The organism is Streptomyces chattanoogensis (assembly GCF_001294335.1).
GTDB classification, from domain to species: Bacteria; Actinomycetota; Actinomycetes; order Streptomycetales; family Streptomycetaceae; genus Streptomyces; species Streptomyces chattanoogensis.
In genome coordinates, this window is the sequence record NZ_LGKG01000182.1 from 1 (window position 1) to 25,901 (window position 25,901).

20 protein-coding genes are annotated in these 25,901 nt (G+C 72.8%); 13 read left to right on the plus strand and 7 right to left on the minus strand.

Annotation, left to right across the window (positions count from 1 at the left end; translation table 11 throughout):
* Positions 1 to 242 precede the first annotated feature (242 nt).
* Positions 243 to 980, minus strand: coding sequence for a leucine-rich repeat domain-containing protein (locus ADL29_RS34450; RefSeq protein ID WP_245689754.1), 738 nt, complete (start codon positions 978 to 980; stop codon positions 243 to 245).
* 98 nt (positions 981 to 1,078) lie between these two features.
* Between ADL29_RS34450 and ADL29_RS34455 the strand changes: the two genes are divergently transcribed.
* Entirely contained in the window at positions 1,079 to 1,474 is a 396-nt protein-coding gene (locus ADL29_RS34455) for an ACT domain-containing protein (protein WP_046929326.1), read from the plus strand.
* Positions 1,475 to 1,547: 73 nt separating this feature from the next.
* Complete coding sequence (locus ADL29_RS34460; protein WP_053927457.1) at positions 1,548 to 2,048, plus strand: hypothetical protein; 501 nt, start codon at positions 1,548 to 1,550, stop codon at positions 2,046 to 2,048.
* A gap of 89 nt (positions 2,049 to 2,137) precedes the next feature.
* On the opposite strand, the gene ADL29_RS34465 is transcribed toward ADL29_RS34460, so the two are convergent.
* Both ADL29_RS34465 and ADL29_RS34470 read right to left on the minus strand, forming a co-directional pair.
* On the minus strand, positions 2,138 to 4,171 hold the full coding sequence (locus ADL29_RS34465; protein WP_053927458.1) for an N-acetylmuramoyl-L-alanine amidase: 2,034 nt from the start codon (positions 4,169 to 4,171) through the stop codon (positions 2,138 to 2,140).
* 323 nt (positions 4,172 to 4,494) lie between these two features.
* Positions 4,495 to 5,628 carry an aminoglycoside phosphotransferase family protein gene (locus ADL29_RS34470; RefSeq protein WP_078971507.1) on the minus strand — a complete coding sequence of 378 codons (1,134 nt, stop codon included), beginning with the start codon at positions 5,626 to 5,628 and terminating at the stop codon, positions 4,495 to 4,497.
* Between the two features lie 287 nt (positions 5,629 to 5,915).
* Between ADL29_RS34470 and ADL29_RS34475 the strand changes: the two genes are divergently transcribed.
* The gene (locus ADL29_RS34475; RefSeq protein ID WP_053927459.1) at positions 5,916 to 7,436 is read left to right on the plus strand and encodes a DNA-binding protein NsdB; all 1,521 of its coding nucleotides are present in this window, start codon (positions 5,916 to 5,918) and stop codon (positions 7,434 to 7,436) included.
* A gap of 86 nt (positions 7,437 to 7,522) precedes the next feature.
* Here the strand turns inward: ADL29_RS34475 and ADL29_RS34480 are convergent, their stop codons facing one another.
* Positions 7,523 to 8,989, minus strand: a complete 1,467-nt coding sequence (locus tag ADL29_RS34480; RefSeq protein ID WP_053927460.1) for a PP2C family protein-serine/threonine phosphatase — start codon at positions 8,987 to 8,989, stop codon at positions 7,523 to 7,525.
* Positions 8,990 to 9,312: 323 nt separating this feature from the next.
* Here ADL29_RS34480 and ADL29_RS34485 point away from each other — a divergent pair, with 323 nt between their 5' ends.
* From ADL29_RS34485 to ADL29_RS34515, 6 genes are all read left to right on the plus strand, one after another.
* Positions 9,313 to 10,737 carry a hypothetical protein gene (locus tag ADL29_RS34485; protein ID WP_053927461.1) on the plus strand — a complete coding sequence of 475 codons (1,425 nt, stop codon included), beginning with the start codon at positions 9,313 to 9,315 and terminating at the stop codon, positions 10,735 to 10,737.
* Between the two features lie 177 nt (positions 10,738 to 10,914).
* On the plus strand, positions 10,915 to 12,042 hold the full coding sequence (locus ADL29_RS34490) for a glycosyltransferase family 4 protein (protein ID WP_053927462.1): 1,128 nt from the start codon (positions 10,915 to 10,917) through the stop codon (positions 12,040 to 12,042).
* Positions 12,039 to 13,307 carry a glycosyltransferase gene (locus tag ADL29_RS34495; protein WP_078971508.1) on the plus strand — a complete coding sequence of 423 codons (1,269 nt, stop codon included), beginning with the start codon at positions 12,039 to 12,041 and terminating at the stop codon, positions 13,305 to 13,307. The genes ADL29_RS34490 and ADL29_RS34495 overlap by 4 nt, the downstream gene beginning before the upstream one ends.
* A gap of 2 nt (positions 13,308 to 13,309) precedes the next feature.
* A complete protein-coding gene (locus ADL29_RS34500) occupies positions 13,310 to 14,233 on the plus strand; it encodes an SGNH/GDSL hydrolase family protein (RefSeq protein WP_053927463.1) in 924 nt (307 codons plus the stop codon).
* The gene (locus ADL29_RS34505; RefSeq protein ID WP_053927464.1) at positions 14,230 to 17,874 is read left to right on the plus strand and encodes a hydantoinase B/oxoprolinase family protein; all 3,645 of its coding nucleotides are present in this window, start codon (positions 14,230 to 14,232) and stop codon (positions 17,872 to 17,874) included. Before ADL29_RS34500 ends, ADL29_RS34505 begins: the two co-directional genes overlap by 4 nt.
* A 577-nt stretch (positions 17,875 to 18,451) precedes the next feature.
* Positions 18,452 to 19,924 (plus strand): glycosyltransferase family 39 protein, encoded by a 1,473-nt coding sequence (locus tag ADL29_RS34515; RefSeq protein ID WP_053927474.1) that lies wholly within the window; start codon positions 18,452 to 18,454, stop codon positions 19,922 to 19,924.
* 61 nt (positions 19,925 to 19,985) lie between these two features.
* On the opposite strand, the gene ADL29_RS34520 is transcribed toward ADL29_RS34515, so the two are convergent.
* The 3 genes from ADL29_RS34520 to ADL29_RS34530 are packed head-to-tail and all read right to left on the minus strand — an operon-like array spanning position 19,986 to position 22,332.
* Positions 19,986 to 20,849, minus strand: coding sequence for a 5-oxoprolinase subunit C family protein (locus ADL29_RS34520; RefSeq protein WP_053927466.1), 864 nt, complete (start codon positions 20,847 to 20,849; stop codon positions 19,986 to 19,988).
* Positions 20,846 to 21,538 carry a 5-oxoprolinase subunit PxpB gene (gene pxpB / locus ADL29_RS34525; RefSeq protein WP_053927467.1) on the minus strand — a complete coding sequence of 231 codons (693 nt, stop codon included), beginning with the start codon at positions 21,536 to 21,538 and terminating at the stop codon, positions 20,846 to 20,848. Before pxpB ends, ADL29_RS34520 begins: the two co-directional genes overlap by 4 nt.
* Positions 21,535 to 22,332, minus strand: a complete 798-nt coding sequence (locus ADL29_RS34530) for a LamB/YcsF family protein (protein ID WP_078971509.1) — start codon at positions 22,330 to 22,332, stop codon at positions 21,535 to 21,537. The genes pxpB and ADL29_RS34530 overlap by 4 nt, the downstream gene beginning before the upstream one ends.
* A 166-nt stretch (positions 22,333 to 22,498) precedes the next feature.
* Between ADL29_RS34530 and ADL29_RS34535 the strand changes: the two genes are divergently transcribed.
* The 4 genes from ADL29_RS34535 (at position 22,499) to pcp (ending at position 25,808) form a co-directional block, all read left to right on the plus strand.
* Positions 22,499 to 23,242, plus strand: coding sequence for a GntR family transcriptional regulator (locus ADL29_RS34535; protein WP_046929340.1), 744 nt, complete (start codon positions 22,499 to 22,501; stop codon positions 23,240 to 23,242).
* 133 nt (positions 23,243 to 23,375) lie between these two features.
* Positions 23,376 to 24,083, plus strand: a complete 708-nt coding sequence (locus tag ADL29_RS34540; RefSeq protein ID WP_053927469.1) for a DUF969 domain-containing protein — start codon at positions 23,376 to 23,378, stop codon at positions 24,081 to 24,083.
* On the plus strand, positions 24,080 to 25,048 hold the full coding sequence (locus ADL29_RS34545; RefSeq protein ID WP_053927470.1) for a DUF979 domain-containing protein: 969 nt from the start codon (positions 24,080 to 24,082) through the stop codon (positions 25,046 to 25,048). Before ADL29_RS34540 ends, ADL29_RS34545 begins: the two co-directional genes overlap by 4 nt.
* 115 nt (positions 25,049 to 25,163) lie before the next feature.
* A complete protein-coding gene (gene pcp / locus ADL29_RS34550; RefSeq protein ID WP_053927471.1) occupies positions 25,164 to 25,808 on the plus strand; it encodes a pyroglutamyl-peptidase I in 645 nt (214 codons plus the stop codon).
* Positions 25,809 to 25,901: the final 93 nt, after the last annotated feature.

Sequence of the window (25,901 nt, forward strand, 5' to 3'; positions counted from 1 at the left end):
CCGGCACCAGGCGGACACCGCCAGCGCTCCGGCCGCCTGAGACTCAGCTTCCCCTGCCCGCGTGCCACATCGTCACGCAGTCCCGCCAGCGACGAACTCGATCGCGGGCATCTTCCTGTGGTCCGCCCGGTGATCCAAACGAAACGGCCTAGCCCGGCTCACGGTCCCCGGGCGGGGGCGGGACGTCCGGGCGCTCCCGCCCCCGCCCGGGACCGGCGCGGACCACTGACCGCGCGCCCGGCTCACGTCAGCACCACACACCCCGTTTCCCGCAGCGCCACCACCGGCTCCGCGGTATCGGCCACCGCGTTCCACCGCAGATCCAGCTTCTCCAGCGACGGCAGCCCGGCGATCCACGCCGGGAGCTCCCCGATCCGGTTGCCGCGCAGGTCGATCCGGCGCAGCAGCGGCATCGTACGGACGGCCTCGGGCACCTGGGGCAGGGCATTGTCGCGGAGTTCGAGCACGCGCAGTTCGCCCAGCGCTCCGAGGGCGGCGGGCAGACCGGTCAGTGCGTTGCCGCCGAGCCACAGTTCCCGCAGCCGTACGAGCCGCCCCGCCGAGGCGGGCAGCTCCGTCAGTCCGGCATTCTGCGCCCGGAGTTCGACCAGCCCGCCCATCGCCCCGAGCGCCTCCGGCAGCCGCCCCAGCGGATTTTCGCCGATATTGAGGTAGCCGAGCCGGTCCAGCGCGCACAGTCCGTCCGGCAGCGAGGTGAGCCGGTTGTCGTGCAGATACAGGTAGCGCGTCAGCCCGGCCGCCAGCTCGCCGATCTCCTGCGGAACGCGGGTCAGCGCATTGTGGCCGAGGTCGAGGGTGTGCAGCGCACGGAGCCGGCCGAGAGCGGGCGGGAGCTCGGTCAGACGGTTGTCGGCGAGGATCAGCACCTCGCAGCCCAGGCGCTCCCAGACCTCCGGCGGGACCGAACCCAGGCCTGCCTTCCAGTAGTTGAGGCAGGTGTCCCCGGCCGTTACGTCCACGATGCCCCTTCCGTGACATGGCTCGGGCATGTCCATGCCCGATGGCTGACGGGTGATCGCGACGTTACCATCGGTGACCCGACGGAGGAGGCCGGCGCATGACGGGTGAACGCGATCTTCGGGTGCTGGTGCGGAGCATGCGGCCGGAGCTGCACGAGGGGGCCTATGTCTTCACGACCGTGCCCGGTGCCGTCCCCGAGGGCCTGCGGCCGGTGGTGACCGTCGCGGAGCCCGAGGGAGTCACGCTCGTCGTCCGGCAGGAGGACGCCGACCGGGCCGGCCTCGGCTACGACTACGTGGCGGGCTGGATCACCCTGCGGGTGCACTCCGCGCTCGACGCCGTCGGACTGACCGCCGCCGTCGCCGCCGAACTCGCCGGTGCAGGGCTCAGCTGCAATGCCGTCGCCGGATACTTCCATGATCACCTGTTTGTGCCGTACGACGCGGCCGGCACGGCGGTCCGGCTGCTCAGCGCGCTGGCCGCGCGGGCCTGAGGCCCGGCGCACCCGCCCACGACCGCCCCGATGTCCGCGCGGCGAGTCCGCCCCGGCCACGTACGATGGCGGCATGTCCTTCCTCCGCCGCCGCAGCGCCCCCACGCCCGCTGGTCCTGACTTCGATGTTCTCGCCATGGACCCCGGCGACTGGCCGGGCAACCTCGGCGCCGGGCTGCTGCCCGCACCCGACGGCACCTGTCAGGGCGTCTTCCTGCGCTACGACCTGTTCGGCGGCCGCGGCCCCGCGATGATCATCGGCAATCTGCCGGAGGGCTCCCCGGCCCGCGACCTCGAGGACGACGAAGTGCCCTTCGAGGTGGCCCAGCTCCTCGCGGCGCTCGGCAACGACGAGCACGTCACCGTCGTCGAGAGCGAGGACACCCCGGTGATGCACGAGGACAACCTGCTGATCGTCAAGCGCATCAAGTGCTCCGAGAGCCGGATCTCCTGCGCCCAGTTCGACCGCAGCGACGGCGTGCTGGTCACCATCGCCAGCTGGGACCGCCCGATCACCGACGATCTGTACGCGCTGCTCAAGCCGCTGCCCGCGGAGCTCTTCCAGCAGGGCTGACCCGGCGGCGGACCGAGCGGACACCCGTCGCGCCCGGTGGACGGCAGGACCGTTCACCGGGCGCGACGTGCGCCGTCACACGACCGGCGTCATGACACCCCCTGCGCGTCCGAGCGGCGGACGTCGACATCGTCCGCCCGGACGTACCCGACCCGGTGGCCCAGCTGGATCTCGTAGTAGACGTCATTGCCGTGCACGACCGCATGCCGGGAGACGTCGAACGTCGGCGCGTAGAAGTAGTCCCCGCGCACCCGGTCGCCGACCGCGTACCGCTGCCCGGCAGTGATCTTGTACGGCAGCGGCGAGATCTCCTGGTACGGCACCCCGGCCGGGTAGGCCTCCTTCTCCGGATACGCCCGGCCGTAGACCGGGATCTCCGCCCGGCCCTCCTTCGGCGTGGCGACCAGGCCCCGTCCGTCCAGCGCCGTGCGCGCGCCCTCCGGGTTGCGGAACCACGCCTTCTGCCCCAGATACCAGATCGCCGTCCAGTCGCCGGCCCGGTCAGCCACCGCGAACCGCTGACCGGTCGAGGCGCGGGCGCCGGTGTCATTGACATCGATCGTCGAATCGCTGCCGTCCGGGTGCAGCCCGATGTCCCGGACCAGCGGAGCCCGCTCGTCCGGTGCGGTGTACAGCCGGACCGCCGCCGAACCGTGCGGCGCGCACGGCGCTGAGGGCTTCTCGCAGCCGGTGTACTCCGGACGGTTCCGGTCGTAGCCGGGACGGATGGTCACCAGCCCGCCCCCCGGCCCGGCATTGGGCGTGAAGGGCGCGCCCAGCAGGGTGAAGTAGTGGGCCCAGTCCCAGTACGGACCGGGGTCGGTGTGCATGCCCTTGATCGTCGCCGCGGTCGTGCCCGGCACATTGTCGTGGCCCACGATGTGCTGCCGGTCCAGCGGCACGTCGTACTTACGGCTCAGATACCGCACCAGCCGGGCCGACGCACGGTACATGGCCTCCGTGTACCAGGCGTCCGGCGAGGCCAGGAACCCCTCGTGCTCGATGCCGACGGAGTGCGCGTTCTCGTACCAGTTCCCGGCGTGCCAGGCGACGTCCTTGGTCGGTACGTGCTGCGCGATCAGCCCGTCCGAGGAGCGGACCGTGTAGTGCCAGGACACATACTTCGGGTCCTTGATCAGCCTGAGGGTGGTCTCCCACGACCCCTCGGTGTCATGGATGACAATGGCGCTGATGCGCTGGTCCCGGGGACGGTTGGCCAGGTCGTGGTTGCCGTAGTCGTGGTCCCCGAACTCCTCGTACGGCGCCGGGACCGACTCACAGGCCACACTCCACGGGCATTCCGGCTCCTCCGGGTCACCGGGCGCGGCCCCCCGGTCCGTCGCGGACGCCGCCTGCGCCCCGGCATGTTCCGCCTGCCCGGAGCCGATGCGCAGACCGGGCACGGCGGCCAGGGTGACCCGCTGCCCGGCGTCGGTGACCCTGCTCTGGCCCTGCCGCATCACCGCATACACCTCGTTGGCGAACGCCGACCCGGCCGCGGAGCTGTCCTCGCCCGCGTACCGCGTCACCGCCGCGTACCACTGCGCCGGATCGGCGCTGCCGGCCCGCCCCAGCCTGCGCTGTTCCTCGGCGAGCAGCGCGGCACCGCCCAGCACGTTCGCCGCCGGGTCCGTCCGCAGCTTCTCCGGCGACAGCCCGGTCAGTTCGGCGGCCGTCCGCAAGGTCCGCAGCCGGGCGGGGAGTTCGGCGGGCAGCGCCGCCCGCTCCTTCTGGTACGCGGGCGTGGTCCGGTGGGCCCGCGAGCCGTCCCCGCGGGCGTCCGCGTCCGGCTCGCTGAACTCCGGCACCCGCGCCAGGGCCGTACGGGCGTCGGTCAGATGCATCGGGCCGTAGCCGCCGGAGACGCTGGGCGCGCCGCCGTGCTCGTCCCAGCGGGACTCCAGGTACGAGACACCGAGCAGCACACTGCGCGGTACGTGATAGCGCTCGGCGGCCTCGGTGAAGGCACGCTGCAGGTCGTCCGGGCCGGTCCGGCCGGCGCCCGCCGACGGGGCGGCCGCGACCAGCGGCAGCAACAGCACCGCGGCGGCGACGGCGGTGGCGGACCTGCGCAGGGCGGGGCGGGGCGTTCTCTTCTCGTCTTCCGGGGCGGATCCTCGCAAAACAGCCTCCTCAAGCCGGCCCGAGCCGACGCGATGTGACGGTTGATGCGCAAACGGCCGTACGGAGCGGGAGACCCTGAGACTAGAGCCACCGTCGGCCCAGAGCCAGAGGTGTGCCGACGCTCCGTCAATCGCCACGCCCGTCAGGATTTCGCATGTCAGGGCATCTCCCGAGGATCCTTCCCGGACCGGGCACCCGGCCTGCGGGGCGTCAGTGGAATGGACCAATGAGCGCCGCCGCCCCGCACACAAGCCGCCGCCCCGCACACACAGAGGAGCGGCGCGCCCCGTCCCGGGCGCGCCGCTCCTCTTGTCCTCCGCGGTCAGCGCGTGCCGACCGCCGCCCGCACCGCACGCCGCGCCATCTGGCAGTCGTCGTGCAGCCGGCGCAGGAGCAGCCGCTGCTCCTCGCCCGCGGCGGGTGCACCGGGATGTCCCAGGCCCGGTGCACCCGTGGGCGCGGGCTCCCGCATGGTGCGCTGTACCGCGGTTTCGTAGCGCCGGATCTCACGGGTGAGGATCAGCATCAGATTCACCAGGAACGCGTCCCGCGAGGCCGGGCCGGCCGACTGGGCGAGCTGGCTGATCTGACGGCGCGCCACCGGTGCGTCACCGAGCACCGACCACAGGGTCGCCAGGTCGTAGCCCGGCAGATACCAGCCCGCGCTGTCCCAGTCCAGCAGCACCGGGCCCGCGGGCGACAGCAGCACGTTGTTCAGCAGCGCGTCGCCGTGGCAGAACTGCCCCTGGGTGTGCGCCAGGCCGTGCAGCAGCTTCTGCAGATCGCCCATGTCGCGGTCGGTCAGCAGCCCCAGGTCGTGATACCGGCCGATCCGGCCCGCGTAGTCCAGCGGGGCGTCGAACAGCCCGGCCGGCGGCCGCCAGAGGTTGATCCGGCAGATCGCGCCGAGCGCGGCCCGTACGTCCGACCGGGGAGGCGCCTCGGACGGATGCCGTGCCGTGGACGCGACCCGGCCGGGCATGCGCTCGACGACCAGCGTGCAGTTGTCGGGATCGGCCGCCACCAGCCGCGGCACCCGTACCGGCGGGCGATGCCGGACGAATGCGCGGTAAGCAGTTATTTCCTGCCGGAACCGCTCGGACCACGCGGGGGAGTGGTCCAGTAAACACTTCGCGACCGCGCTCGTCCGGCCCGTCGTGCCCACCAGGAGGACGGACCTGCCGCTGCGGCGCAGCACCTGGACCGGGTTGAACTCCGGACAGATGCGATGCACCGAGGCGACGGCGGCGCGCAGCTGAGCGCCCTGAGGGCCGGACAAGTCGAGTCTCCCGCTGAGCGGTTGGGTGCCCGTCCCCTGTGGCCGCCGGGTACGTCCGCCGGGGAGGCCGGCGACACCCCCCATGGAAGGGGAGGGGTCGAGATACGGCCCGCTGCCGGAGGGGTGCGGGCGGTACGGCCGGGCGGTGGCGGTCACGGCGGACGATGCTGCATACATGGGTGAGACAGATCCCTTCGTGCGCCGACGAGTTGCAGTGCGCTCCCGGCCCGGTGTCGGGAACCCGGTGAACGGGCCCGTAAGAAGAAGTCCGATCCAGGGTCCCTGTCAAGGGCGCGCACCCTGGGGAATGCGGTCCCGCCACCGGGCCGGGGGCTGCACACCTACCGAACACGGGGCTGCGGGTGGCAGACCATCTGGCGCACCCTGGCGAACCCTGGCGAATGGTCGCAGTGCACGTCACCGGCCGTTACTGTCAACTCAGTCGAGGAACCTGGGGGCTTGACGTGGACAGGCAGCCGAACACCCGTCTTGCGGACCTTTTCGGCCTGGCCGGCTGGTCCAAGGGAGAGCTGGCGAGACTGGTCAACCGGCAGGCGGCGGCCATGGGCCATCCGCAGCTGGCGACCGACACCTCGCGAGTGCGGCGCTGGATCGACATGGGGGAGAGGCCCCGCGACCCGGTTCCCAAGGTCCTGGCTTCCTTGTTCACCGAGCGCCTCGGCCGTGTCGTAACCATCGAGGACCTCGGGTTCGCCAGAACCGGTCGCTCGGGGAAGCGGCAGGCCATGGACGGTCTGCCGTGGGCTCCCGAACGGACCGCTGCGGTCCTCACGGAATTCACGGGAATGGACCTCATGCTCAACCGACGCGGCTTGGTGGGTGCGGGCGCGGCGCTCGCCGCGGGATCCGTACTCACCGGCGCCATGCACGACTGGCTGCACACCGACCCCGCCCTGACCGCCGAAGCCCCCCGCCACGACGATTTCTTCGCCTCCGACTCCCTCGACCAGATCGGCCTCGACCGCTATGAGGCGGCCCCCGTGGGGTCCCAGGAGATCGATGCGCTGGAGCGCTCGGTCGAAGTGTTCCGCGCCTGGGACGCGAACCGCGGCGGCGGCCTGCAGCGCAAGGCGGTGGTGGGCCAGCTCAACGAGGTAGGCGGCATGCTCGCCTACCGCCATCCCGATCATCTGCAGCGCAGGCTGTGGGGCGTGGCGGCCAACCTCGCGGTGCTCGCCGGCTGGATGTCCCACGACGTGGGTCTCGAGCCCACCGCCCAGAAGTACTTCGTCATCGCCGCCCATGCCGCGCGCGAGGGCGGCGACCGCCCGCGGGCCGGGGAGGCGCTCTCCCGCGCCGCCCGCCAGATGGTCCACCTGGGCCGTCCGGACGACGCCCTGGATCTGATGAAGCTGGCCCGGTCCGGTTCGGGGGAGCAGACCCTGCCGCGCACCCGGGCCATGCTGCACACCATCGAGGCCTGGGCGCAGGCGTCCAAGGGCAACGGCCAGGCGATGCGCCGTACGCTCGGCGAGGCGGAGGAGCTGTTCGTCTCGGACAAAGGCGATGTGCCGCCGCCCAGCTGGATGCAGATGTTCGACGAGGCGGATCTGCACGGTATGCAGGCGCTCGCCTTCCGTACGCTCGCCGATCACGACCCCTCGGTCGCCAAGATCGCCCAGAGCCACGCCAAGCAGGCGCTGCGGCTGCGGAACGCGGGCTTCCAGCGCTCCCAGATCTTCGACTACATCTCGATGGCCTCGGCCTGCTTCATCGGCGACGATCCCGAACAGGCCGACCGGTACGCGAGGCTGGCGCTGGTGTCCATCGGCGAGAACTCCTCCCATCGCACCTGGGACCGGCTGCGGGAGATGTTCCGGCTCACCAATCAGTACGCCAACTACGCCAAGATCCAGGATCTGCGCGAGGAGATCCAGCTGGTTCTGCCGAAGGCGAAGGCCAAGTCGAAGGGGAGCGGTCCGGGGCTGGGATCACCGGGCCTGGGCCGTAACTTCGCCATCTGAGGCCCGGTCTGACGAAACGTCCATCACCGGAAGTCCGGCCATGTCGTACGTCATGCCCTACGACATGCCGTACGACAGGTGTGGTGTCAGTCGCCGATCCTGGCGATCAGCACACAGGCGTCGTCCTCACGCTCCGTGCTGCCGAACTCCTCGACGACGATACGGACGCTGTCCTGTGCACTCCGGGCCGCGGCGAACCGTGGCGCCAGTGCGAGCAGTCGCTCGGCACCCTCATGGGTGTCGACGGCGGGGTCGCGGCGGGGCACCAGGCCGTCGGTATGCAGGACGAGCAGATCGCCCGGTTCGAGTTGTTCGGTGCGCTGGGCATAGGTCGCGCCCGCGGTCGCACCGAGCAGGACGCCCTCGGGCGGGTCCAGCGCGCGCCCCGTGCCGCCGCGGAACAGCAGCGGCGCGGGGTGCCCGGCCTGGGCCCAGGACAGCTGCCGGGTCTCGGGGTCGAAGCGGCAGCACACCGCGCTGCCCAGGGCCGGCTGGGCGGTGGTGTCCAGAAGCTGGTTGAGGAAGCCCATCAGCGGTCCCGGCTGCTGTCCGGTGACGGCCATACCGCGCAGTGCGCCGAGCACCATCGCCATCCCGGAGGTGGCCGTGACACCGTGCCCGGTGAGGTCGCCGACGCTCAACAGGGTCTTGCCGTCCGGGAGCTGGAGGGCGTCGTACCAGTCGCCGCCGATCAGCGCGCTGGTGCCGGACGGGAGATAGCGCCCGGCGAAGTCGAGCGCGACCGGGCCGCCCTGCGGGAAGCGCAGCGAGTCGCGCCACTGCGGCAGTACGGACTCCTGGAGCTCGACGGCGAGGCGGTGTTCGGTCCGGGCGATATGCCGCTCGCGCTGCAGCGAGTCCACGCTCTCGCGGACCGCCGCCTGGCTGCGCCGCAGCTCGCTGACGTCGCGCAGGACGGCCCACATGCAGGCGGTGCCGCCGTCGGCGTCGAGCACCGGCTCGCCCACCATATGGACCGTACGCAGGCTCGCGTCCGCGCGCACGATACGGAATTCGCCGTCGATCGGCTTGCCGTCCACCAGGCAGTCGGTGACCATCGCGGCCAGCCCTTCCTGGTCCTCCGCCAGCACCAGGGACGGCAGCTCGTCGAGGGTCAGCGGGCCGTCGGACGGTTTCCGGCCGAACATCGCGAACAGCTCGTCGGACCAGCTCACCTCGTCGGTGAGCAGATTCCACTCGGCGCTGCCCACCCGGCGCAGCAGCGAGCCGCGTTCGTGCGGGGCGGGCTCGGGGAGTGCCGCGGGCACCTCGGCATACGGCGCCGCGTCCTCCTCCTCGTCCTCCGCCGGCAGCCCCTCTCTCAGCTGGTCGAGATGACCGCCGAGGTCGTCGAGGTGGTGGACCGCGAGGTCACACAGCGCCCGCTGCCAGCGCAGCTGTGGGTCGGCGGCGAGACCGGTGTCCACCGAGGACTCCCGGCGCACCGCGTCCAGGCCACCGCGCAGGCGGCGGGCCTGCGTGATGAGTGCCTCGACGGTGTCGCGCTCGGGAGACCGGTCGGCTGGGTGATCCGCGAAGAGAGGGGACGGCATGACGTACTCCGTGATCAGGCGGCGCCGGGGCCAGGTCTGACAGAAGGGGCCGGTAACGACTGTTGCACAGGCTGCGACGGTGCGTAAGGGATTTGGCATTACCCGATACGGTGGTGCACCTGGCATATGCCACTGGCCATCTGTGGCAACCCCGGGTCGAATCGGCGGAATGACAGCTTCCAAGCTAGGCTTCCGCAGCCGTAGCGCTGTCATGCCCACCGATCCATGGTGGGAACGACGCATACGGCCCGCAGTCACCGGCAAGAATGCCGGTCAGCGGAAATCCCGTTGCCAGCCTGCCCCTCGCCCCGGATGCTGACCTCATGTTCGATCCAGACATAGCGCCCAGCGGCACCCTGCTCGGCCTCCTGCAGCGAGGCCGCGGCGACGGGACCCTGCATGCCCTCGCTGCGCCGCGCGCCGAGGCGCTCGCGGCGCTCAACGACAGCGTGCTGCGTGACCCCAGGCGCGACTGGCAGGTCGAGAACCGCTCGCTCTACTACGCGCGCCTCTACATGCAGCTCGACGGCGGACTCGAAGAGATCGAACGGCACCTCTTCCACCCCGACGACCTCGTCGACACCGGCGAGGAGCGCACCGGCCTCGCCCTCGCCGTGCTCGGCCACCTCGCCGCCTACGGCCGGGACGCCGCCCGCCTGCTCCTGCGCAGCTACGCCGCGGCCGGCAGCAACTGGCGCTGGGCCCTCGACGAGCTCGCGCTGCGTGACGACGACGCCGGGCTGATGACCCTGGCCCCCGCCGTGCTCGCCCGCTTCCCCGAGACGCAGGAGGGCGAGGCCGAGCTGGCCGCCGCCGTCCGCGATGCCTTCGAGCCCCGGCCCTGGCGGCTGTGGGCCGAGGATCCCCGCTACGGCGCCCGCCTGGCCGCCGCCGGGGAACAGGGCTCCTTCGACCGCTGGCAGCGGCAGCTGCGGCCGCGCGGACCGCGTCCCGGCTGGAGCGTTGCCGAGGTCCTGAAGTGGGCCCAGCAGGGCCTGGACCTGGAGCCCGAGGAGCACCGGCACCTCGCCGCCGCCCGCTGCCTGGGCGCCGTCGCCGGTCCCGAGGACCACCCCGAGCTGCTGCGCGCCGCGCGCACCGGCCCGGACGCCGCACGCGCCGCGACACTGCACCACCTCGCCGAACGCGGCGATCCGGACGTCCTCGACCTGATCGAGGACGCGGTCGCCTGCCCCCTCTCCTCCGAGCCGCTGGTCTCGGCCGCGGTCGCCGCCTTCGAGCGGATGCGCAGCGTCGCCGCCGTCGAGCGGGCCCGCGTGTGGGCCCCGCGCACGGACCGGCTCGGCGCCTCCGCCGCCGCGATGCTCGCCCGCCGCGGCGGCCGGCGCGACGCCGATCTCGTGCTGGCCGCGCTGCGCCGCACCGTACGGGAGGAAGGCCCGGACGCGGCCGGCCTGTGGGAGCTGGTCGACGGTGTCGGCCGCCTCGGCGTCGGCTGCGCCGCCCCCGTGCTGCGCCATATCTATCGCGAGACCTCCTCGTCCCACCTCCGCGGCCGGGCGGCAGGCGCCCTCGCCGCCACCGACCCCGGCTTCGCGGCCGGCTTCGCCGTCGAGTGCCTGTGGGACTGCGAGGAGACCACCCGCGAACTCGCCGCCCGGCATGCCGCCACCGGCGACGACCGGGTCGTCGAGCAGCTGCGCCGCCTCGCCGCCGATCCGGCGGAGGAGGACGAGGTCCAGACGGCGGTGCGGAGCCGGTTCGGGCCGGAAGTCACCGGCATATAGACCCCGTGGCGTGGCGGGCCGGGCGGGAGCCGTTGTGGGCTGCGGTGCGTTCCGGGCTGTTTCCCGGCCGGGCGGGCCGCCCGGTGACGGGGCGCGCAGCGGAACGCTCATGGGACGTTCCCCGGCTGGAAAGATCCCCTTGGCCCGGTCCACGCACGGCGCGCCGACAACATGCGTATGCGTGTTGTCATCGTCACCGAATCCTTCCCGCCCGATGTCAACGGCGTCGCGCACTGTGCCCTGGAGACCGCCCGGCACCTCGTCCGGCGCGGCCATGATCCGCTGGTCGTCGCGCCGCTCGGCGGCTACGAGCCGGCGGGTGCGACCGTCGAGAGCCCCTGCCCGGTCGTCCGGGTGCCTTCCGTGCCGCTGCCCGGCTATCCGCAGGTCCGGATCGCCCTGCCGGGGCGAAGACTGTCCGCCGCGCTCGCCGCGCACCGGCCGGACGTGGTGCACCTCGCCAGCCCCTTCGTCCTGGGCGCCCGGGGGATGGCCGCCGCGGCCCGGCGGGGGGTGCCCGCGATCGCCGTCTACCAGACCGACCTGGGCCGCTACGCCCGTACCTATCTGGGCGGCGGCGGGGCCACGGCCTGGCGCCGGATCCGGGCGGTGCACGCGGCCGCCGACCGGACCCTGGCGCCCTCCAGCGCGGCGCTGCTGGATCTGACCGAACACGGCGTGCCGCGGGTCCATCTGTGGCCCCGCGGGGTCGACGCCGCGCGCTTCCACCCCGGGCGGCGCGACGCGGTGCTGCGCAGCTCGCTGGCCGCGGGGCGGGAACTGCTGGTGGGGTACGTGGGGCGGCTGGCCCCGGAGAAGGACGTCCGGCTGCTGGCCGAGACCTCCCGGCTGCCCGGCGTACGCACCGTCGTCATCGGCGACGGTCCCAGCGCCGCCGGGCTGCGCGCCGCCCTTCCCGAGGTGCGCTTCCTGGGCCGCCGCACCGGCGATGAGCTCGCCCGGCTCTACGCCTCGCTGGACCTCTTCGTACACACCGGACCGTACGAAACCTTCTGCCAGACCGTGCAGGAGGCGATGGCCTCCGGGGTGCCCGTGGTCGCGCCGCGCGCGGGCGGGCCGCTCGACCTGGTGGACCACGGGCGTACCGGGCTGCTGGTGACGCCGGGCGACGGCGGGGCGGTGCGGGACGCGGTGCGGCTGCTCGGGCGCAGCGCCGAACTGCGGGTGCGGTACGGCGCGGCGGCCCGCGCGGCGGTCGAGGACCGGACCTGGGAGGCGGTGGGAGATCAGCTCCTCGGCCATTACGAGGACGTGCTCGCCGGCCGGACGGCGGTGGCGGCATGAGGACGCGCGGGAAGCGCGGCGGGGAGAGCGGACCGGAGAGCGGCGCGGAGCGGGGACGGGAGAGGGGACGGGACAGCGGACGGGGGCTGCGGATCGTCCGGATCGCCAATTTCGTCACCCCGGCGTCCGGCGGTCTGCGTACCGCGTTGCGGGAGCTCGGCGCGGGCTATACCGCCGCGGGGCACGAGCCGGTGCTGATAGTGCCGGGCGTGGGACGTGGGACGTCCGACGAGCTCACCGGACAGGGGCGGGTGATCACGCTCCCCGGGCCCGCGGTGCCCGGAACCGGGGGCTATCGCGTCCTGGCCGACCGGCGCCGGCTGGACCAGGTGCTGCGGGCGCTGGACCCGGACCGGCTGGAGGTCTCCGACCGGACGACGCTGCGCTGGACGGGGGAGTGGGCGCGGCGGGCCCGGGTCCCCGCGGTGATGGTGTCGCACGAGAGCGTCGACGGGGTGCTGCGGACCTGGGGCGTGCCGCATCCGCTGGCCCGCGCGGCCGCCGACCGGCTCAACTCCCGTACGGCGCACGCCTACAGCCGCATCGTGTGCACCACCGAATGGGCGGCGGCGGAGTTCACCCGGGTCGGGGCGCGCAATGTGGTGCGGGCGCCGCTCGGCGTCGATCTCGCCGCCCGGCACCCGGACTGCCGGAGCGCGGAACTCCGGCGGCGCTGCGCGGGCCGGGCCGCCGTCCTGATGCTGATGTGCTCCCGGCTGTCGCCGGAGAAACGGCCGGGGCGGGCGCTGGACGCGCTGGCGGAGCTGCGCCGGCGAGGCGTCGACGCGGCCCTGGTGGTCGCCGGCGACGGGCCGCTGCGGGCGCGGCTGGAGGCCCGGGTACGGGCGGAGCGGCTGCCCGCGGCGTTCCTCGGGCATATCGCCGACCACGCCCACCTCGCCGCCCTCCAGGCGAGCGCCGACCTCGCCCTGGCACCGGGCCCCGCCGAGACCTTCGGCCTCGCCGCCCTCGAGGCGCTCGCCTGCGGCACACCCGTCGTCGCCAGCGCCGCCTCCGCGCTCGCCGGACTGGTCGGCCGCGGCGGCGATACCGCCCTGGACGACGGCGCATCCTTCGCCGACGCCGTCCAGCGGGTGCTGGCCCGCCCGGAACCCGCTCGCCGTACCGCGGCCCGGCAGCGCGCCGAGGGGTACGGCTGGCAGCCCGCCGTCGAGGCCTTCCTCGCCGCGCACGACGCGCCCGCCCCGCGCAGCCGGGCGGTCGCCGCGCCCACGTCACCCGTGCCCCCTCGGGGCGGGTGGTGACCATGACCCGGTCCGGCTTCGTCGCGCTCGGCGATTCGCTCACCGAGGGGCTGGGGGACCCCGTACCCGGCGGGGGCTGGCGCGGGTGGGCGGTGCTCCTCGCCGAAGCGCTGCGCACCGAGGCAGTGCCCGCCGAGGCAGTGCCCGCCGAGGCAGTGCCCGCCGAGGCGGCGGGGGAGCGGCCGGCGAGCGTACCGCTGGTGAATCTGGCATGCAGCGGGGCGCTGGCGGCCGATGTCGCCGAGCGGCAGCTGCCCGGGGCGCGCAGGCTCGCGCCCCGCTACGCCTCCGTGGTGATCGGGGCCAACGACACCCTGCGGGCCGCCTTCGCCATAGAGCGGATCGCCGCCGCACTCGATCTGACCCACCGCACACTCAGCGCCGACGGGACCGTGGTCCTGACGGCGTGTCTGCCCGACCCGGGGCGGATGCTGGGGCTGCCCGCGCCGCTGGCCCGCCCGCTGGCCCGGCGGATGCGTGCGGTCAACACCGTCGTCCACGCCGTCTCCCACCGCTACGGCGGCATCCACCTCCATCTCGCCGGCCACGCCTGGGTCGCCGACCGCGCCAGCTGGAGCGTGGACCGGCTGCACCCCAGCGAACGCGGCCACCGGCTGCTGGCCCGCGGCTTCCACACGGCGCTGGCCGCCGCCGGCCACCCCGTGGGACCGCCGCCCGCGCTCACCCTCGACGGGCCGCCGCCGACCCGCGCCGGATCCGCCTGGTGGATGGCCACCCGCGGCACCCGCTGGGTCGCCGACCGGTGCACGGATCTGCTGCCCGGCCTGCTGGCGCTCGCCGTCCAGGAATGCCGGCACGGCCTGGCCGGTTCCGGGCGGCTGCTGGACGCCGCCGCCGAACGCGCCACGCGCGCGGCGCTCGCCGCCCTTCCGGATCCGAAAGGCGCTGCGACAATGGCCGGATGACCGGACGCTGGGAGTTCTGGATCGACCGCGGCGGCACCTTCACCGATGTCATCGGCAGACGGCCGGACGGCCGCCTCGTCACCGCCAAACTGCTCTCCCACCACCCCGAGCGCTACCGGGACGCCGCGGTGGCCGGGATCCGGATGATGCTGGGCCTGAGCCCGGACGAACCGGTGCCCGCCGAGCGGGTGTCCGTCGTCAAGATGGGGACCACCGTGGCCACCAACGCACTGCTGGAGCGCACCGGCGAGCCGACGGTACTGCTCACCACCGAAGGGTTCCGGGACGCGCTGCGGATCGCCTATCAGAACCGGCCGCGGATCTTCGACCGGCGGATCGTGCTGCCCGAGGCGCTCTACGAGCGGGTGATCGAGGTGCCGGAGCGGATCGGCGCGCACGGGGAGACCGTACGGCCGCTGGAGGCCGACGGGGTCCGCGAGGCGCTGATCCGGGCCCGCGCGGACGGACTGCGCAGCGCGGCCGTCGTCCTGCTGCACGGCTACCGGCACGCCGCGCACGAGAAGGCCGTCGCCGAACTCGCCCGGCGGGCGGGGTTTGCGCAGGTGAGCTGTTCGCACGAGGTCAGCCCCCTGATGAAGCTGGTGCCGCGCGGGGACACCACGGTCGTCGACGCGTATCTCTCGCCGATCCTGGGCCGCTACGTGGACGGCATCGCGGCCCAGCTCCCGGGCATCCGGCTGATGTTCATGCAGTCCAACGGCGGGCTGCGGGAGGCCGAGCACTTCCGGGGCAAGGACGCGGTGCTGTCCGGGCCCGCGGGCGGCGTCGTCGGGATGGCGCGCGCCGCCGCCGAGGCGGGGCCCGGCCACGACCGGGTCATCGGCTTCGACATGGGCGGCACCTCCACCGATGTGTCGCACTACGCCGGGGAGTTCGAGCGGGTCTTCGGCAGCGAGGTCGCGGGCGTGCGGATGCGCTCCCCGATGATGAACATCCACACCGTCGCGGCCGGCGGCGGCTCCGTTCTGCACTTCGACGGGCGCCGCTACCGCGTCGGCCCCGACTCGGCCGGCGCCGTCCCGGGACCCGCCTGCTACCGGCGCGGCGGCCCGCTGACCGTCACCGACGCCAATGTGATGCTCGGCCGCATCCAGCCGGACCACTTCCCGGCCGTCTTCGGACCGGACGGCGACCAGCCGCTGGACGCCGGGACCGTACGCACCCGGTTCGCCGAGCTGGCCGCGCGGATCGCCGCCGACACCGGGGACGACCGCGGCCCCGAGGACGTCGCCGCCGGATTCCTGGACATCGCCGTGCTCAACATGGCCAACGCGGTCAAGAAGATCTCCGTCCAGCGCGGCCATGACATCACCCGCTACACCCTCACCTGCTTCGGCGGCGCGGGCGGCCAGCACGCCTGCGCGGTCGCCGACGCGCTGGGCATCGACACCGTGCTCGTACCGCCGCTGGCCGGTGTCCTCTCCGCGTACGGCATCGGGGTCGCCGACGCCACCGCCATGCGCGAACAGGCCGTCGAGGCGGAATTCGGGCAGGCCGGGGCCATCGACCACGTACACGAGGTGTGCGACACCCTCGCCCGGCAGACGCGCCGCGAACTCCTCGACGACGGCGTGCCCGACGCCTCCATCACCACGCGCGCCAAGGTGCTGATCCGCTACGCCGGGACCGACTCCACCATCGGCGTCCCGCTGGCCGATGCCGACACCATGGCCGACGACTTCGTCCGCGCCCACCGGACGCGCTATGCCTTCACCATGGACAAACCGCTGGTGGCCGAGGCGGTGTCGGTCGAGGCGCTGGGGGAGGCCGGGGGCGCACGCGGCCACGAAGTCCGGCCCGGAAGCAGGGAGGGAGAGCTGACACCCGCCGCAACCGTCCGGATGTACGCGGGCGGGCGCTGGCAGGACACCCGGCTCTACCGGCGCACCGACCTGCGCCCCGGCGACACCCTCGCCGGCCCGGCGGTCATCGCCGAGGAGGACGCCACCACGGTCCTCGACCCCGAGTGGCAGGCGGCCATGGGGGAACGCGGCCACCTCCGGCTGACCCGCGTACGGGAGCGCGCCGGCCGCGCCGCCGTGGGCACCGGGGCCGACCCCGTGATGCTCGAGGTCTTCAACAGCCTCTTCATGGCCATCGCCGAGCAGATGGGCGTCCGCCTGGAGAACACCGCACACTCCGTCAACATCAAGGAGCGCCTCGACTTCTCCTGCGCCCTCTTCGACGCCGACGGCAACCTGATCGCCAACGCCCCGCACATTCCCGTCCATCTGGGCTCGATGGGGGAGTCCATCAAGGAAGTGCTGCGACGGCGCGGCGACGACATGCGGCCCGGCGACGTCTACGCCGTCAACGACCCCTACCACGGCGGCACCCACCTCCCCGACGTCACGGTCGTCACCCCCGTCTTCGCCACGGCTCCGGTTTCCACGACGTCCGACTCGGTAACGCACGGTGACGAGCTTTTGTTCCTCGTCGCCTCCCGCGGCCACCACGCCGAGATCGGCGGCATCACCCCGGGCTCGATGCCCGCCTTCAGCAGCACCATCCAGGAAGAGGGCGTCCTCTTCGACAACTGGCTGCTGGTGCGCGACGGCAGGCTGCGCGAACGCGAGACCCGCGACCTGCTCGCCGCCGGCCCGTACCCCTCCCGCGCCCCGGACGCCAACATCGCCGATCTGCGCGCCCAGATCGCCGCCAACGAGAAGGGCATCGAGGAACTGCGCCGGATGACCGACCAGTTCGGTCTGGATGTCGTACGGGCCTATATGGGGCACGTCCAGGACAACGCCGAGGAATCGGTGCGGCGGATCATCGCGCAGCTCTCGGACGGCTCCTGCCGCTACGAGACCGACGGCGGGGCAGAGATCCAGGTGTCCCTCACCGTCGACCGCGCCGCCCGCAGCGCCGTACTGGACTTCACCGGGACCTCGCCCCAGCAGCCCGGCAACGCCAACGCACCCACCTCCGTGGTGATGGCCGCCGTGCTGTACGTCTTCCGCACCCTCGTCGCCGAGGACATCCCCCTCAACAGCGGCTGCCTCAAACCCGTCGAGGTCCGCATCCCGCCGGGCTCGATGCTCGCCCCCGTCTTCCCGGCGGCCACCGTGGCGGGCAATGTGGAGACCTCCCAGGCGGTCACCGGCGCCCTCTACGCCGCGCTGGGCATCCAGGCCGAGGGCTCGGGCACCATGAACAACCTCACCTTCGGCAACGACCGGGTGCAGTACTACGAGACCGTCGCCAGCGGATCCGGCGCGGGCGACGGCTTCCACGGCGCCGACGCCGTACAGACCCATATGACCAACTCCCGGCTGACCGACCCCGAGGTCCTGGAGTGGCGCTACCCCGTCCGCGTCGACAGCTTCGCCGTCCGGAAGGGCAGCGGCGGGAAGGGACGATGGCACGGCGGCTGCGGCGTGGAACGCCGGCTGCGCTTCCTGGAACCGATGACGGTGGCCCTGCTGAGCAATCACCGCAGGGTCCCCCCGTACGGGATGGCGGGCGGTGCCCCGGGATCGCTGGGCGTCAACTCCATTGAACGGGCGGACGGTTCGCGCGAGGTGCTCGGGGGGTGCGATGCGGCCGAGGTCGGCGTGGACGATGTGCTGGTGATCCGCACGCCGGGCGGGGGCGGGTACGGGGCGGCTGGGGGCTAGGGGCAAGGCCGGCCGGGAACTTGGCAGTTTACCGGCCGGTGACCGTGTGTGACTGCGTGTTGCCGGGTCATACGGGGGTGGGCGGAGTGGAAATGGCGGACCGTGCCCTCGCCGTCGCGGGTGAAGACGGAGAGGTGGAGTCCTGCGGACCGGTGTGTCGCCGGTGTCGAGGTCGGCGGGGCCCTCGAGGAAGACGTAGTCGTCGACGGGCGGCCCCTGCGGGAGGGCCCGTCTTTGGGCCGCGACCTTTTCGCGGTGGTGCATGAGGTCGATCTCGGCCAGGCGCAGCTCTTCGCGGGCGGCGCCCGACAGTTGGGCGCGGCCGGAGGCGATCGTCGCTGTCGCTGTCACCGGCGACGTCACTGACGCCGCCTCGAATGTGGTGTTGATCTCAACTTCCCGCTGGTGTCCGCTACTTCGTGAAAGGCAGCGCAGAATAGGGATCTTGCTCCCCGGTCGGTGCGGAACGGAACCTTTCCGGCATTCCGCCTACGCAGCAGCAGGCCTGGAAGCCCCTTCCTGTCCATTGACGGCGGACTTCGGTCCGCGCTGCTCTTCCGAGGCCCTGAACCCCACCATGACTGCCCCCTTGACCATCCCGCGGCGCCGCCTGCCCATCTGGCCCATCGCCGTGCTGTGGACCCTGGCCCTCGGTCTGTGGGGGCTGTCCCGACAGCACAGCGTGTGGCGGGACGAGGCCGCCACGTGGCAGGTCGCCCAGCGGTCCACCGCCGACATCTGGCACATGCTGGGAAACGTCGATGTCGTGCACGGGCTCTACTACTTTCTGATGCACGGGTTCTTCGCATGTTTCGGCGCCGGCACCACGGTTCTGCGGCTGCCCTCCGTTCTTGCCACGGCGGTGGCGGCGGCCTGTGTGGCGGTCCTCGGCCACCGGCTGGCCGGGTTCTGGGCGGGCCTGGGAGCGGGGCTGGCGTTCGGCCTGCTTCCGGCCGTGCAGTTCTATCTCCAAGAGGGCCGTTCGTATGCGCTGGTCGCGGCAGGGGCCGGGATTTCGACGCTGCTGCTGGTGACCATGCTCAAGGGGCATGACCGGGCGAGGCGATGGGCGGTGTACGGCGCCACGGTTCTGGTGTGCGGGCTGCTGAACTGGCTGTCGCTGCTGATTCTGCCCGCGCACGCGGCGACCCTGATCTGGTCGCGCACCCCGCGCAGGCTGTGCATCCGCTGGGTGGTGACCTCGTCGGCGGCTCTGGCGGGCGTACTGCCGTTGATGGTGTTCAGCCGCGGCCAGTCCGACCAGGTGTCCTGGATACCCCCGCTGACCTGGCACATGATGATCGGCCCAGCGGTCCTGCTGGCGATCGGCGGGTTGGGAGCGGTGGCGGACCGGCCGCGGGCGGGCCGCCTGTCAGCAGCAGCCGTCGGACTGCCACTGCTGGCGGTGCCCCAGATCGGCCTCATCGGTATTTCCCTGGTGCAACCGCTGTTCCTGGACCGGTACATCCTGTTCAGCATGGTGGGGCTGGCACTGCTGATAGGAGCCGGGCTGGGTGCCGCCGTGCAGGCTGCCACGCCGCGATATCCGCGAGCATCGGCGTGGCTTGTTCCCGTACTGGTCGCTGTCGCGGTGGCAGCGCTGCTGCCGCAGTCACTGGCCAAGCGCTCCCCGGCGAGCCGCGTGGACGACGTCCTGGCGATAGCGGAGGACGTGCAGCGGCTGAAGCGGACCGGGGGATCGGTGCTTTTTGTGCCGGCGGCGCGGCGCGACACCAAGCTGGTCTCCCCGGGCGCCTTCACCGGACTGCGTGACATCGCTCTGGCGACCAGCCCGCAGAAGTCCGGAACGCTGAAGGGCGAGGAGGCCGACCCGGCCCGAATACGGGCGGCGATGCTGTCCCAGCGGCGGATTCTGCTGGTCACGGACGCTCCTGAGGTGGCGACACCGGTGTCGGCACAACGGGACATCATGAAGCTGTCCGTTCTGAAGAAGTACTTCACGGCGGTGGCGGACGAACAGGTCCGCGGCCGAAGGGTCACGGTGTACGAGCGGATCCGGCCCTCCAGCCGCCTGCCGCAAGACCCCTGAGCGGCTCCGGCACGCCGGCTGCCGCCCGGCGCGACCGGACTGCGGAAGCGGGCCCGTTCGGCTAGGCGATCCGGACGAACCGTACCGGCGTTCCCGGTACCGCCTGGGCGGCGGGTGCCAGATGGCGTTCGGGGACGACGCCGATGACCGGATAGCCGCCGGTCGTCGGATGGTCGTTCAGGAACAGCACCGGCAGGCCGCTGGGCGGTACCTGGAGGGCGCCCAACGGCATGCCCTCGCTGGGGAGTTCGCCGGAGCGGGCGCGTTCCAGGGGCGGGCCCTCGGTGTGCAGGCCGATGCGGTTGCCGGCGGGGGAGACCCGGAAGCGGCCGGTGGTGAGGGTGCGCAGGCCGGCGCCGGTGAACCAGGTGTCGCGCGGGCCGGGGCGGAAAGGGAGGACGAGTTCCGTCACCGGGCCGGGGTGGGGGACGGCATCTGCGGTGGCGGGCGGTGCGTACCGGCGGCCCAGGGGGAGGACCGTACCGTCGCCGAGCGGGGCGGGTCCCAGCCCCGAGAGGAGGTCCGCGGCGCGGCTGCCGAGGACCGGTTCGGCGTCGATGCCGCCGGCGAAGGCGAGGTACGAGCGCAGGCCGTGGGTGGCGGGCCCGGCATTCAGGACGGCGCCCGCCGGGACGTGTACCGGGGCGCCCCAGGGGGCGGGGCGGCCGTCGACCGTTACCGGGCAGGGGGCGCCGGTGACTGCGACGGTGGTGGCCGTGCGGACCCGTACGGCGCAGCCCGTCAGCGTCGTCTCCAGGGTGGCGGCCGTTTCGGGGTTGCCCACCAGGCGGTTGGCGAGGCGGTGCGCGGGCGCGTCCAGCGCGCCGGCCCGGGGCACGCCGAGGTGGGCATGGCCGGGGCGGCCGAGGTCCTGGACGGTGGTGAGCGCTCCCGCCCGGACGACCGAAAGGGCGCGGTCGGTCATCGGGCGCTCTCCTGGGCGTACGGGCTGTGCGGGCCGGCGGGGGCGCCGGTGGGGGCCTGCGGGGGGATGCGGGGGTGGTCCACAGGGACGAAGCGGACGCTGGTGCCCGGGGCGAGCAGCGCCGCCGGTTCGCGGGCGGGGTCCCACAGGACGGTGTCGGTGGTGCCGATGAGCTGCCAGCCACCGGGGGAGGAGCGCGGGTAGACGCCGGTGTACGGGCCCGCGAGCGCGACCGAACCGGCCGGGACCTTGGTGCGGGGGGTCGTCCGACGTGGGACGTCCAGCCTCGGGGGCAGGCCGGTCAGATAACCGAAGCCGGGGGCGAAGCCGCAGAACGCGACGTGGAAGACCGTGCCGGAGTGCAGGCGGACGACGTCGTCCGGGGTGACGTCCCAGAGGGCGGCCACCTCGGCGAGGTCGGGGCCGTCGTAGCGGACGGGGATGGTGACGGTGGGGCGGTCGGCGGTGGTGGGAGGTGGGACGTCCCACGTCGCAAGTTCGGCGCAGAGCCCGCGAGGGTCGGCGAGCCCGTCGAGGAAGACCGTACGGGCCGCCGGCACGATCTCGCGCACCGGAGGCAGCCGGCCGTCGGCCGCGCGGCGCAGCAGCTCGGCGTGCAGCGCAGCGACCTCCTCGGCGCTGTCCAGCTCGATGAGCAGCCCGTGCTCGCCGACGGGCAGCGGCCTCATGCGGCGCTTCCGGCGGCCCGGACGAAGCTGCGGATGTGTACCCCGGCCGCGGTGAGCTCCGACCGTACGCGCCGGGCCAGGCCGGCGGCGCCGGGCGTGTCCCCGTGCAGACACAGCGAGCGGGCGGTGATCGCGATCCCCCGTCCGTCGATCGCGGTGACGGTGCGGTCGCGGGCCATGCCGAGGGCGCGCTTGACGACCTCGTCGGGATCGTGGACCACGGCGCCCGGCTCGCGCCGCGGGACGAGGGTGCCCTCGGCGGTGTAGGCGCGGTCGGCGAACGCCTCCCCGATGACCGGGAGCCCGGCCCCCTCGGCGGCCCGGTGGAGGCGGGAGCCGGGGAGTCCGAGCACCGGCAGGGCGCCACCCGCGGCGCGGATTCCCGCCACCACCGCGGCGGCCTGTTCCTCGTCGTGCACACAGCGGTTGTAGAGCGCGCCATGCGGTTTGACGTAGCCGACGCGGGCACCGGCGGCGCGCGCGAAGACCTCCAACGCGCCGATCTGGTACGTGATCTCATCGGCCAGCTCGTCCGCCGGGACGTCCATCGCGCGGCGGCCGAAACCGGCCAGATCGCGGTAGGAGACCTGGGCGCCGATGACCACACCGCGCTCGGCGGCCAGCTCGCACACCCGGCGCATGGTGGACGGGTCGCCGGCGTGGAAGCCGCAGGCGACGTTGGCGCTGGTGACGACGGACAGCAGGGCGCCGTCGTCGGTCAGCTGCCAGCGGCCGAAGCCTTCCCCGAGGTCGGCGTTGAGGTCGATGACGGGAGGAGCCGCCGGGTCACTCATGTCTGTCCGTTCCGGGGTGCGCATTCGGGGCGGGATCGTTTACGGGCGCTATCGAGGGCGCCAACGTACTGGATTGTTGAACGATCCGACAAGAGGTGTGTTGTCAGGCTCTTCCATCTGGGTTTGACTGCCGCCGATACGACAGCTGACGGACGACGGGAGCGCAATGGCCGGCGGAGTGACGAGGAACGACCGGCGGCGGGCGGCCGAGGCCCAGGGCCTGGAGTCGGACCGTGCCCTGCTCGGGCGGGCCAGTACCGCCGAGCGGGTCGCCGACATCCTGCGCGGCCGGATCACCGAGGGCTGGTTCCCGCCCGGCACCCGGCTGTCGGAGGAGAGCATCGGCGGCGCGCTGGGCGTCTCGCGCAACACGCTGCGGGAGGCGTTCCGGCTGCTCACGCACGAGCGGCTGCTGGAGCACCGGCTCAACCGCGGGGTGTTCGTACGGGTCGTGACGGTCGAGGACCTGGACGACATCTTCCGGGTGCGCATGATCGTGGAGTGCGCGGCCGTGCGGGGGCTGGGGCAGGGCCCGTACGACACCGGGGCGGCCGAGGCCGTCGAGGCCATCGACGCGGCGGTGCGGGCCGGCGAGGAGGCCGCCGCGAACCGCGCCTGGGCGGATCTCTCGACCGCCAACCTCCGCTTCCACCAGGCCATCGTCGCCCTGGCGGGCAGCCCCCGGACGGACGAGCTGATGCGCGGTGTGCTGGCCGAACTCCGGCTGGTCTTCCATGTCATGGACGATCCGCGGCGCTTCTACGCGCCGTATCTGGTCCGCAACCGGCAGATCGCGGACGCACTGCTGGCGGGCGACGCCGCCGGGGCCGAACGGCTGCTGCTGGCCTACCTGGAGGACTCGCGCGGCCAGTTGTCGGGGGCGTACGCCCAGCGCATCAAGGAAGGCTGAGGCGCGAAGGAAGGCCGAGGCGCGCCCGGAGTCCGTCCCTGCCAACCCCTTGTCGGATCGTTGAACAATCCCCTAGCCTCCTCGGCATTCTCCTCACCGTCCGTGGGGTCCTGGTACGCGGGAAGGCGGGCCCATGATTGTGCTCCTCGGCGTGCTCGTGGTCGTGATCGGCTTCGCCACGAAACGCAACCCCCTCCTGGTCGTCGGGGTGGCCGGTATCGTCACCGGCTTCCTCGGCGGGCTGTCGCCCGGCAAGATACTGGCCGCCTTCGGCGAGGGCTTCGCGAACAGCCGGGCGGTGACCATCTTCGCCATCACCCTCCCGGTCATCGGCCTCCTGGAGCGCTACGGCCTCCAGGAGCAGGCCCGTAACCTCATCGCCCGGTTCGCCGGGCTCACCACCGGACGGTTCCTCACGCTCTATCTGGGTCTGCGGCAGCTCGGCGCGGCGGTCGGCCTGAACAACGTCTTCGGCCCCGCGCAGACGGTCCGCCCGCTCGCCGTACCGATGGCCGAGGGAGCGGCCGAGCGGAAACACGGGCCCCTGCCGGAACGGACGCGGGAGAAGCTCCGCTCGTTCGCCGCCAGCGCGGACAACGTCGGCCTGTTCTTCGGCGAGGACGTCTTCCTGGCCGTCGGCTCGATCCTGCTGATCACCGGTTTCGTCAACACCTCCTACGGCACCCACCTCGAGCCGCTGCACCTCGCGCTGTGGGCGATCCCGACCGCGGTGTGCGCCTTCGTCGTCCACGGGTGGCGACTCCTGCGCCTGGACCGCCAGTTGGAGCGCGACCTGCTGACCGCCCATGCCGGAACCCCCGTAGTGGAGGCCACCCAGTGATCAAGGCGGAATGGTTCTACTGGCTCGTCGGCCTCAGCTTCCTGGTGATGGCCGCCCAGATGTTCACCGACCGCAGCAACCCCAGGCGTTTCGGCACCGGCGCCTTCTGGGGCCTGATCGGCGCCGGATTCATCTACAGCAGCTGGGTGGTGACCAAGCAGGCCCCGGCCGCGCCGCTGGGTGGCGCGGTGCTGGTCATGGCCGTTCTGGCGGGCTTCGGCTGTACGGGCCGCGGCACCCCGCGCACCACCACCCCCGAGGAGCGCGCCGCCGGCGCCGCCCGGCTCGGCAGCAAGCTGTTCGTCCCCGCGCTCACCATCCCCGCCGTCGCGATGGTCTGCGCCGTCGGCCTCAAGCACGTCTCCTTCGGGGGCGAACCCCTGCTCCAGGAAGGCAGCGAGACGATCCTGGGCCTGGGGCTCGGAGCGGTCGTGGCCCTGGTCATCGGCATGATCATGCTGCGCGAGAAGCGGCCGTCGGTGCCCGTGCAGGCCGGCCGCTCCATGCTGGAGGCGATGGGCTGGGCGATGCTGCTGCCGCAGATGCTGGCCACACTGGGCGCCATCTTCCAGGTGTCCGGCGTCGGAACCCAGGTGGGCAAGCTCGCCACCGCCGTCCTGCCCGAGGACTCGCTCTACGTCGCGATCGTCGTCTACTGCGTGGGCATGTTCCTGTTCACGATCATCATGGGCAACGCCTTCGCCGCCTTCCCGGTGATGACCGCCGCCGTCGGCTGGCCGGTCCTGGTCGGCCACTTCGACGGCAATCCCGCCGCCGTCCTGGCCATCGGCATGCTGGCCGGATTCTGCGGCACCCTCGTCACCCCCATGGCGGCCAACTTCAACATCGTTCCGGCGGCCCTGCTGGAGCTGAAGGACCAGTACGGGCCCATCAAGGCCCAGCTGCCCACCGCGGGTGTGCTGCTCGGCTGCAATGTGGTGTTCATGGCCCTGTTCGCCTTCTGACGGCCCGACGGTTCCGCCCGCTTTGTAGGCGAATCCCCCGACACAGTCGCTATCGCCTGACCCTGTCGCTATGCCCCGCTCTTTCGATATTCCCTGCGCTCTTGAGGACAGCTGGATGACCCGGGTACTGCTGACCGGATTTGCACCCTTCGACGGTGAATCGGTCAACCCCTCCTGGCAGGCGGTGCAGGCCGTCGCGGCCGTACCGCCCGCCGGCCTGGAGGTGAGCGCCGTCGAACTGCCCTGTGTCTACGGGGCCTCGCTCGCCGTCCTGCGCGCCGCGATCGCGGACGCCCGTCCCGGGGTCGTGGTGTGCGTCGGCCAGGCGGGCGGCCGCCCCGACATCACCGTCGAACGCGTCGCCATCAACGTCGACGACGCCCGGATGCCTGATGCCACGGGCGCCGAACCGGTAGACGAACCGGTTGTGCCCGGCGGACCGGCCGCGTACTTCTCCACCCTGCCGGTCAAGGCGTGTGTGGCGGCGGTCCGCGCCGCGGGGGTGCCCGCCTCGGTCTCCAACACCGCGGGCACCTTCGTCTGCAACCACGTCTTCTACGGGCTCGCGCATCTCCTCGCCACCGAACTGCCCGGCGTGCGGGGCGGTTTCGTGCATGTCCCGTACGCGCCGGAGCAGGTGGCCGACCGGGGTCTGCCGTCCCTGTCCGTCGCATCGGTGGCGCAGGCGCTGCGGGAGATCGCGACGACGGCCGCCCGGGTCCGTACGGACATCCGCGTGGCGGAGGGGGCTACGCATTGAGGGGGTGAGTGGAGGGGAGGGGCGATTTCTGCCCGAATTCGGCCGCTTTGCTCCTCCCCCACCCCACCCACACACCCTCCCCCGCCCCCACCC

Bases quoted from the DNA above. Each gene is read 5' to 3' on its own strand.
- ADL29_RS34455 (WP_046929326.1), top strand. From the start codon at position 1,079: ATGACGGGTGAACGCGATCTTCGGGTGCTGGTGCGGAGCATGCGGCCG.
- ADL29_RS34460 (WP_053927457.1), top strand. From the start codon at position 1,548: ATGTCCTTCCTCCGCCGCCGCAGCGCCCCCACGCCCGCTGGTCCTGAC.
- ADL29_RS34470 (WP_078971507.1), bottom strand. From the start codon at position 5,628: ATGTATGCAGCATCGTCCGCCGTGACCGCCACCGCCCGGCCGTACCGC.
- ADL29_RS34480 (WP_053927460.1), bottom strand. From the start codon at position 8,989: ATGCCGTCCCCTCTCTTCGCGGATCACCCAGCCGACCGGTCTCCCGAG.
- ADL29_RS34485 (WP_053927461.1), top strand. From the start codon at position 9,313: ATGTTCGATCCAGACATAGCGCCCAGCGGCACCCTGCTCGGCCTCCTG.
- ADL29_RS34490 (WP_053927462.1), top strand. From the start codon at position 10,915: ATGCGTGTTGTCATCGTCACCGAATCCTTCCCGCCCGATGTCAACGGC.
- ADL29_RS34495 (WP_078971508.1), top strand. From the start codon at position 12,039: ATGAGGACGCGCGGGAAGCGCGGCGGGGAGAGCGGACCGGAGAGCGGC.
- ADL29_RS34500 (WP_053927463.1), top strand. From the start codon at position 13,310: ATGACCCGGTCCGGCTTCGTCGCGCTCGGCGATTCGCTCACCGAGGGG.
- ADL29_RS34505 (WP_053927464.1), top strand. From the start codon at position 14,230: ATGACCGGACGCTGGGAGTTCTGGATCGACCGCGGCGGCACCTTCACC.
- ADL29_RS34515 (WP_053927474.1), top strand. From the start codon at position 18,452: ATGACTGCCCCCTTGACCATCCCGCGGCGCCGCCTGCCCATCTGGCCC.
- ADL29_RS34520 (WP_053927466.1), bottom strand. From the start codon at position 20,849: ATGACCGACCGCGCCCTTTCGGTCGTCCGGGCGGGAGCGCTCACCACC.
- pxpB (WP_053927467.1), bottom strand. From the start codon at position 21,538: ATGAGGCCGCTGCCCGTCGGCGAGCACGGGCTGCTCATCGAGCTGGAC.
- ADL29_RS34530 (WP_078971509.1), bottom strand. From the start codon at position 22,332: ATGAGTGACCCGGCGGCTCCTCCCGTCATCGACCTCAACGCCGACCTC.
- ADL29_RS34535 (WP_046929340.1), top strand. From the start codon at position 22,499: ATGGCCGGCGGAGTGACGAGGAACGACCGGCGGCGGGCGGCCGAGGCC.
- ADL29_RS34540 (WP_053927469.1), top strand. From the start codon at position 23,376: ATGATTGTGCTCCTCGGCGTGCTCGTGGTCGTGATCGGCTTCGCCACG.
- pcp (WP_053927471.1), top strand. From the start codon at position 25,164: ATGACCCGGGTACTGCTGACCGGATTTGCACCCTTCGACGGTGAATCG.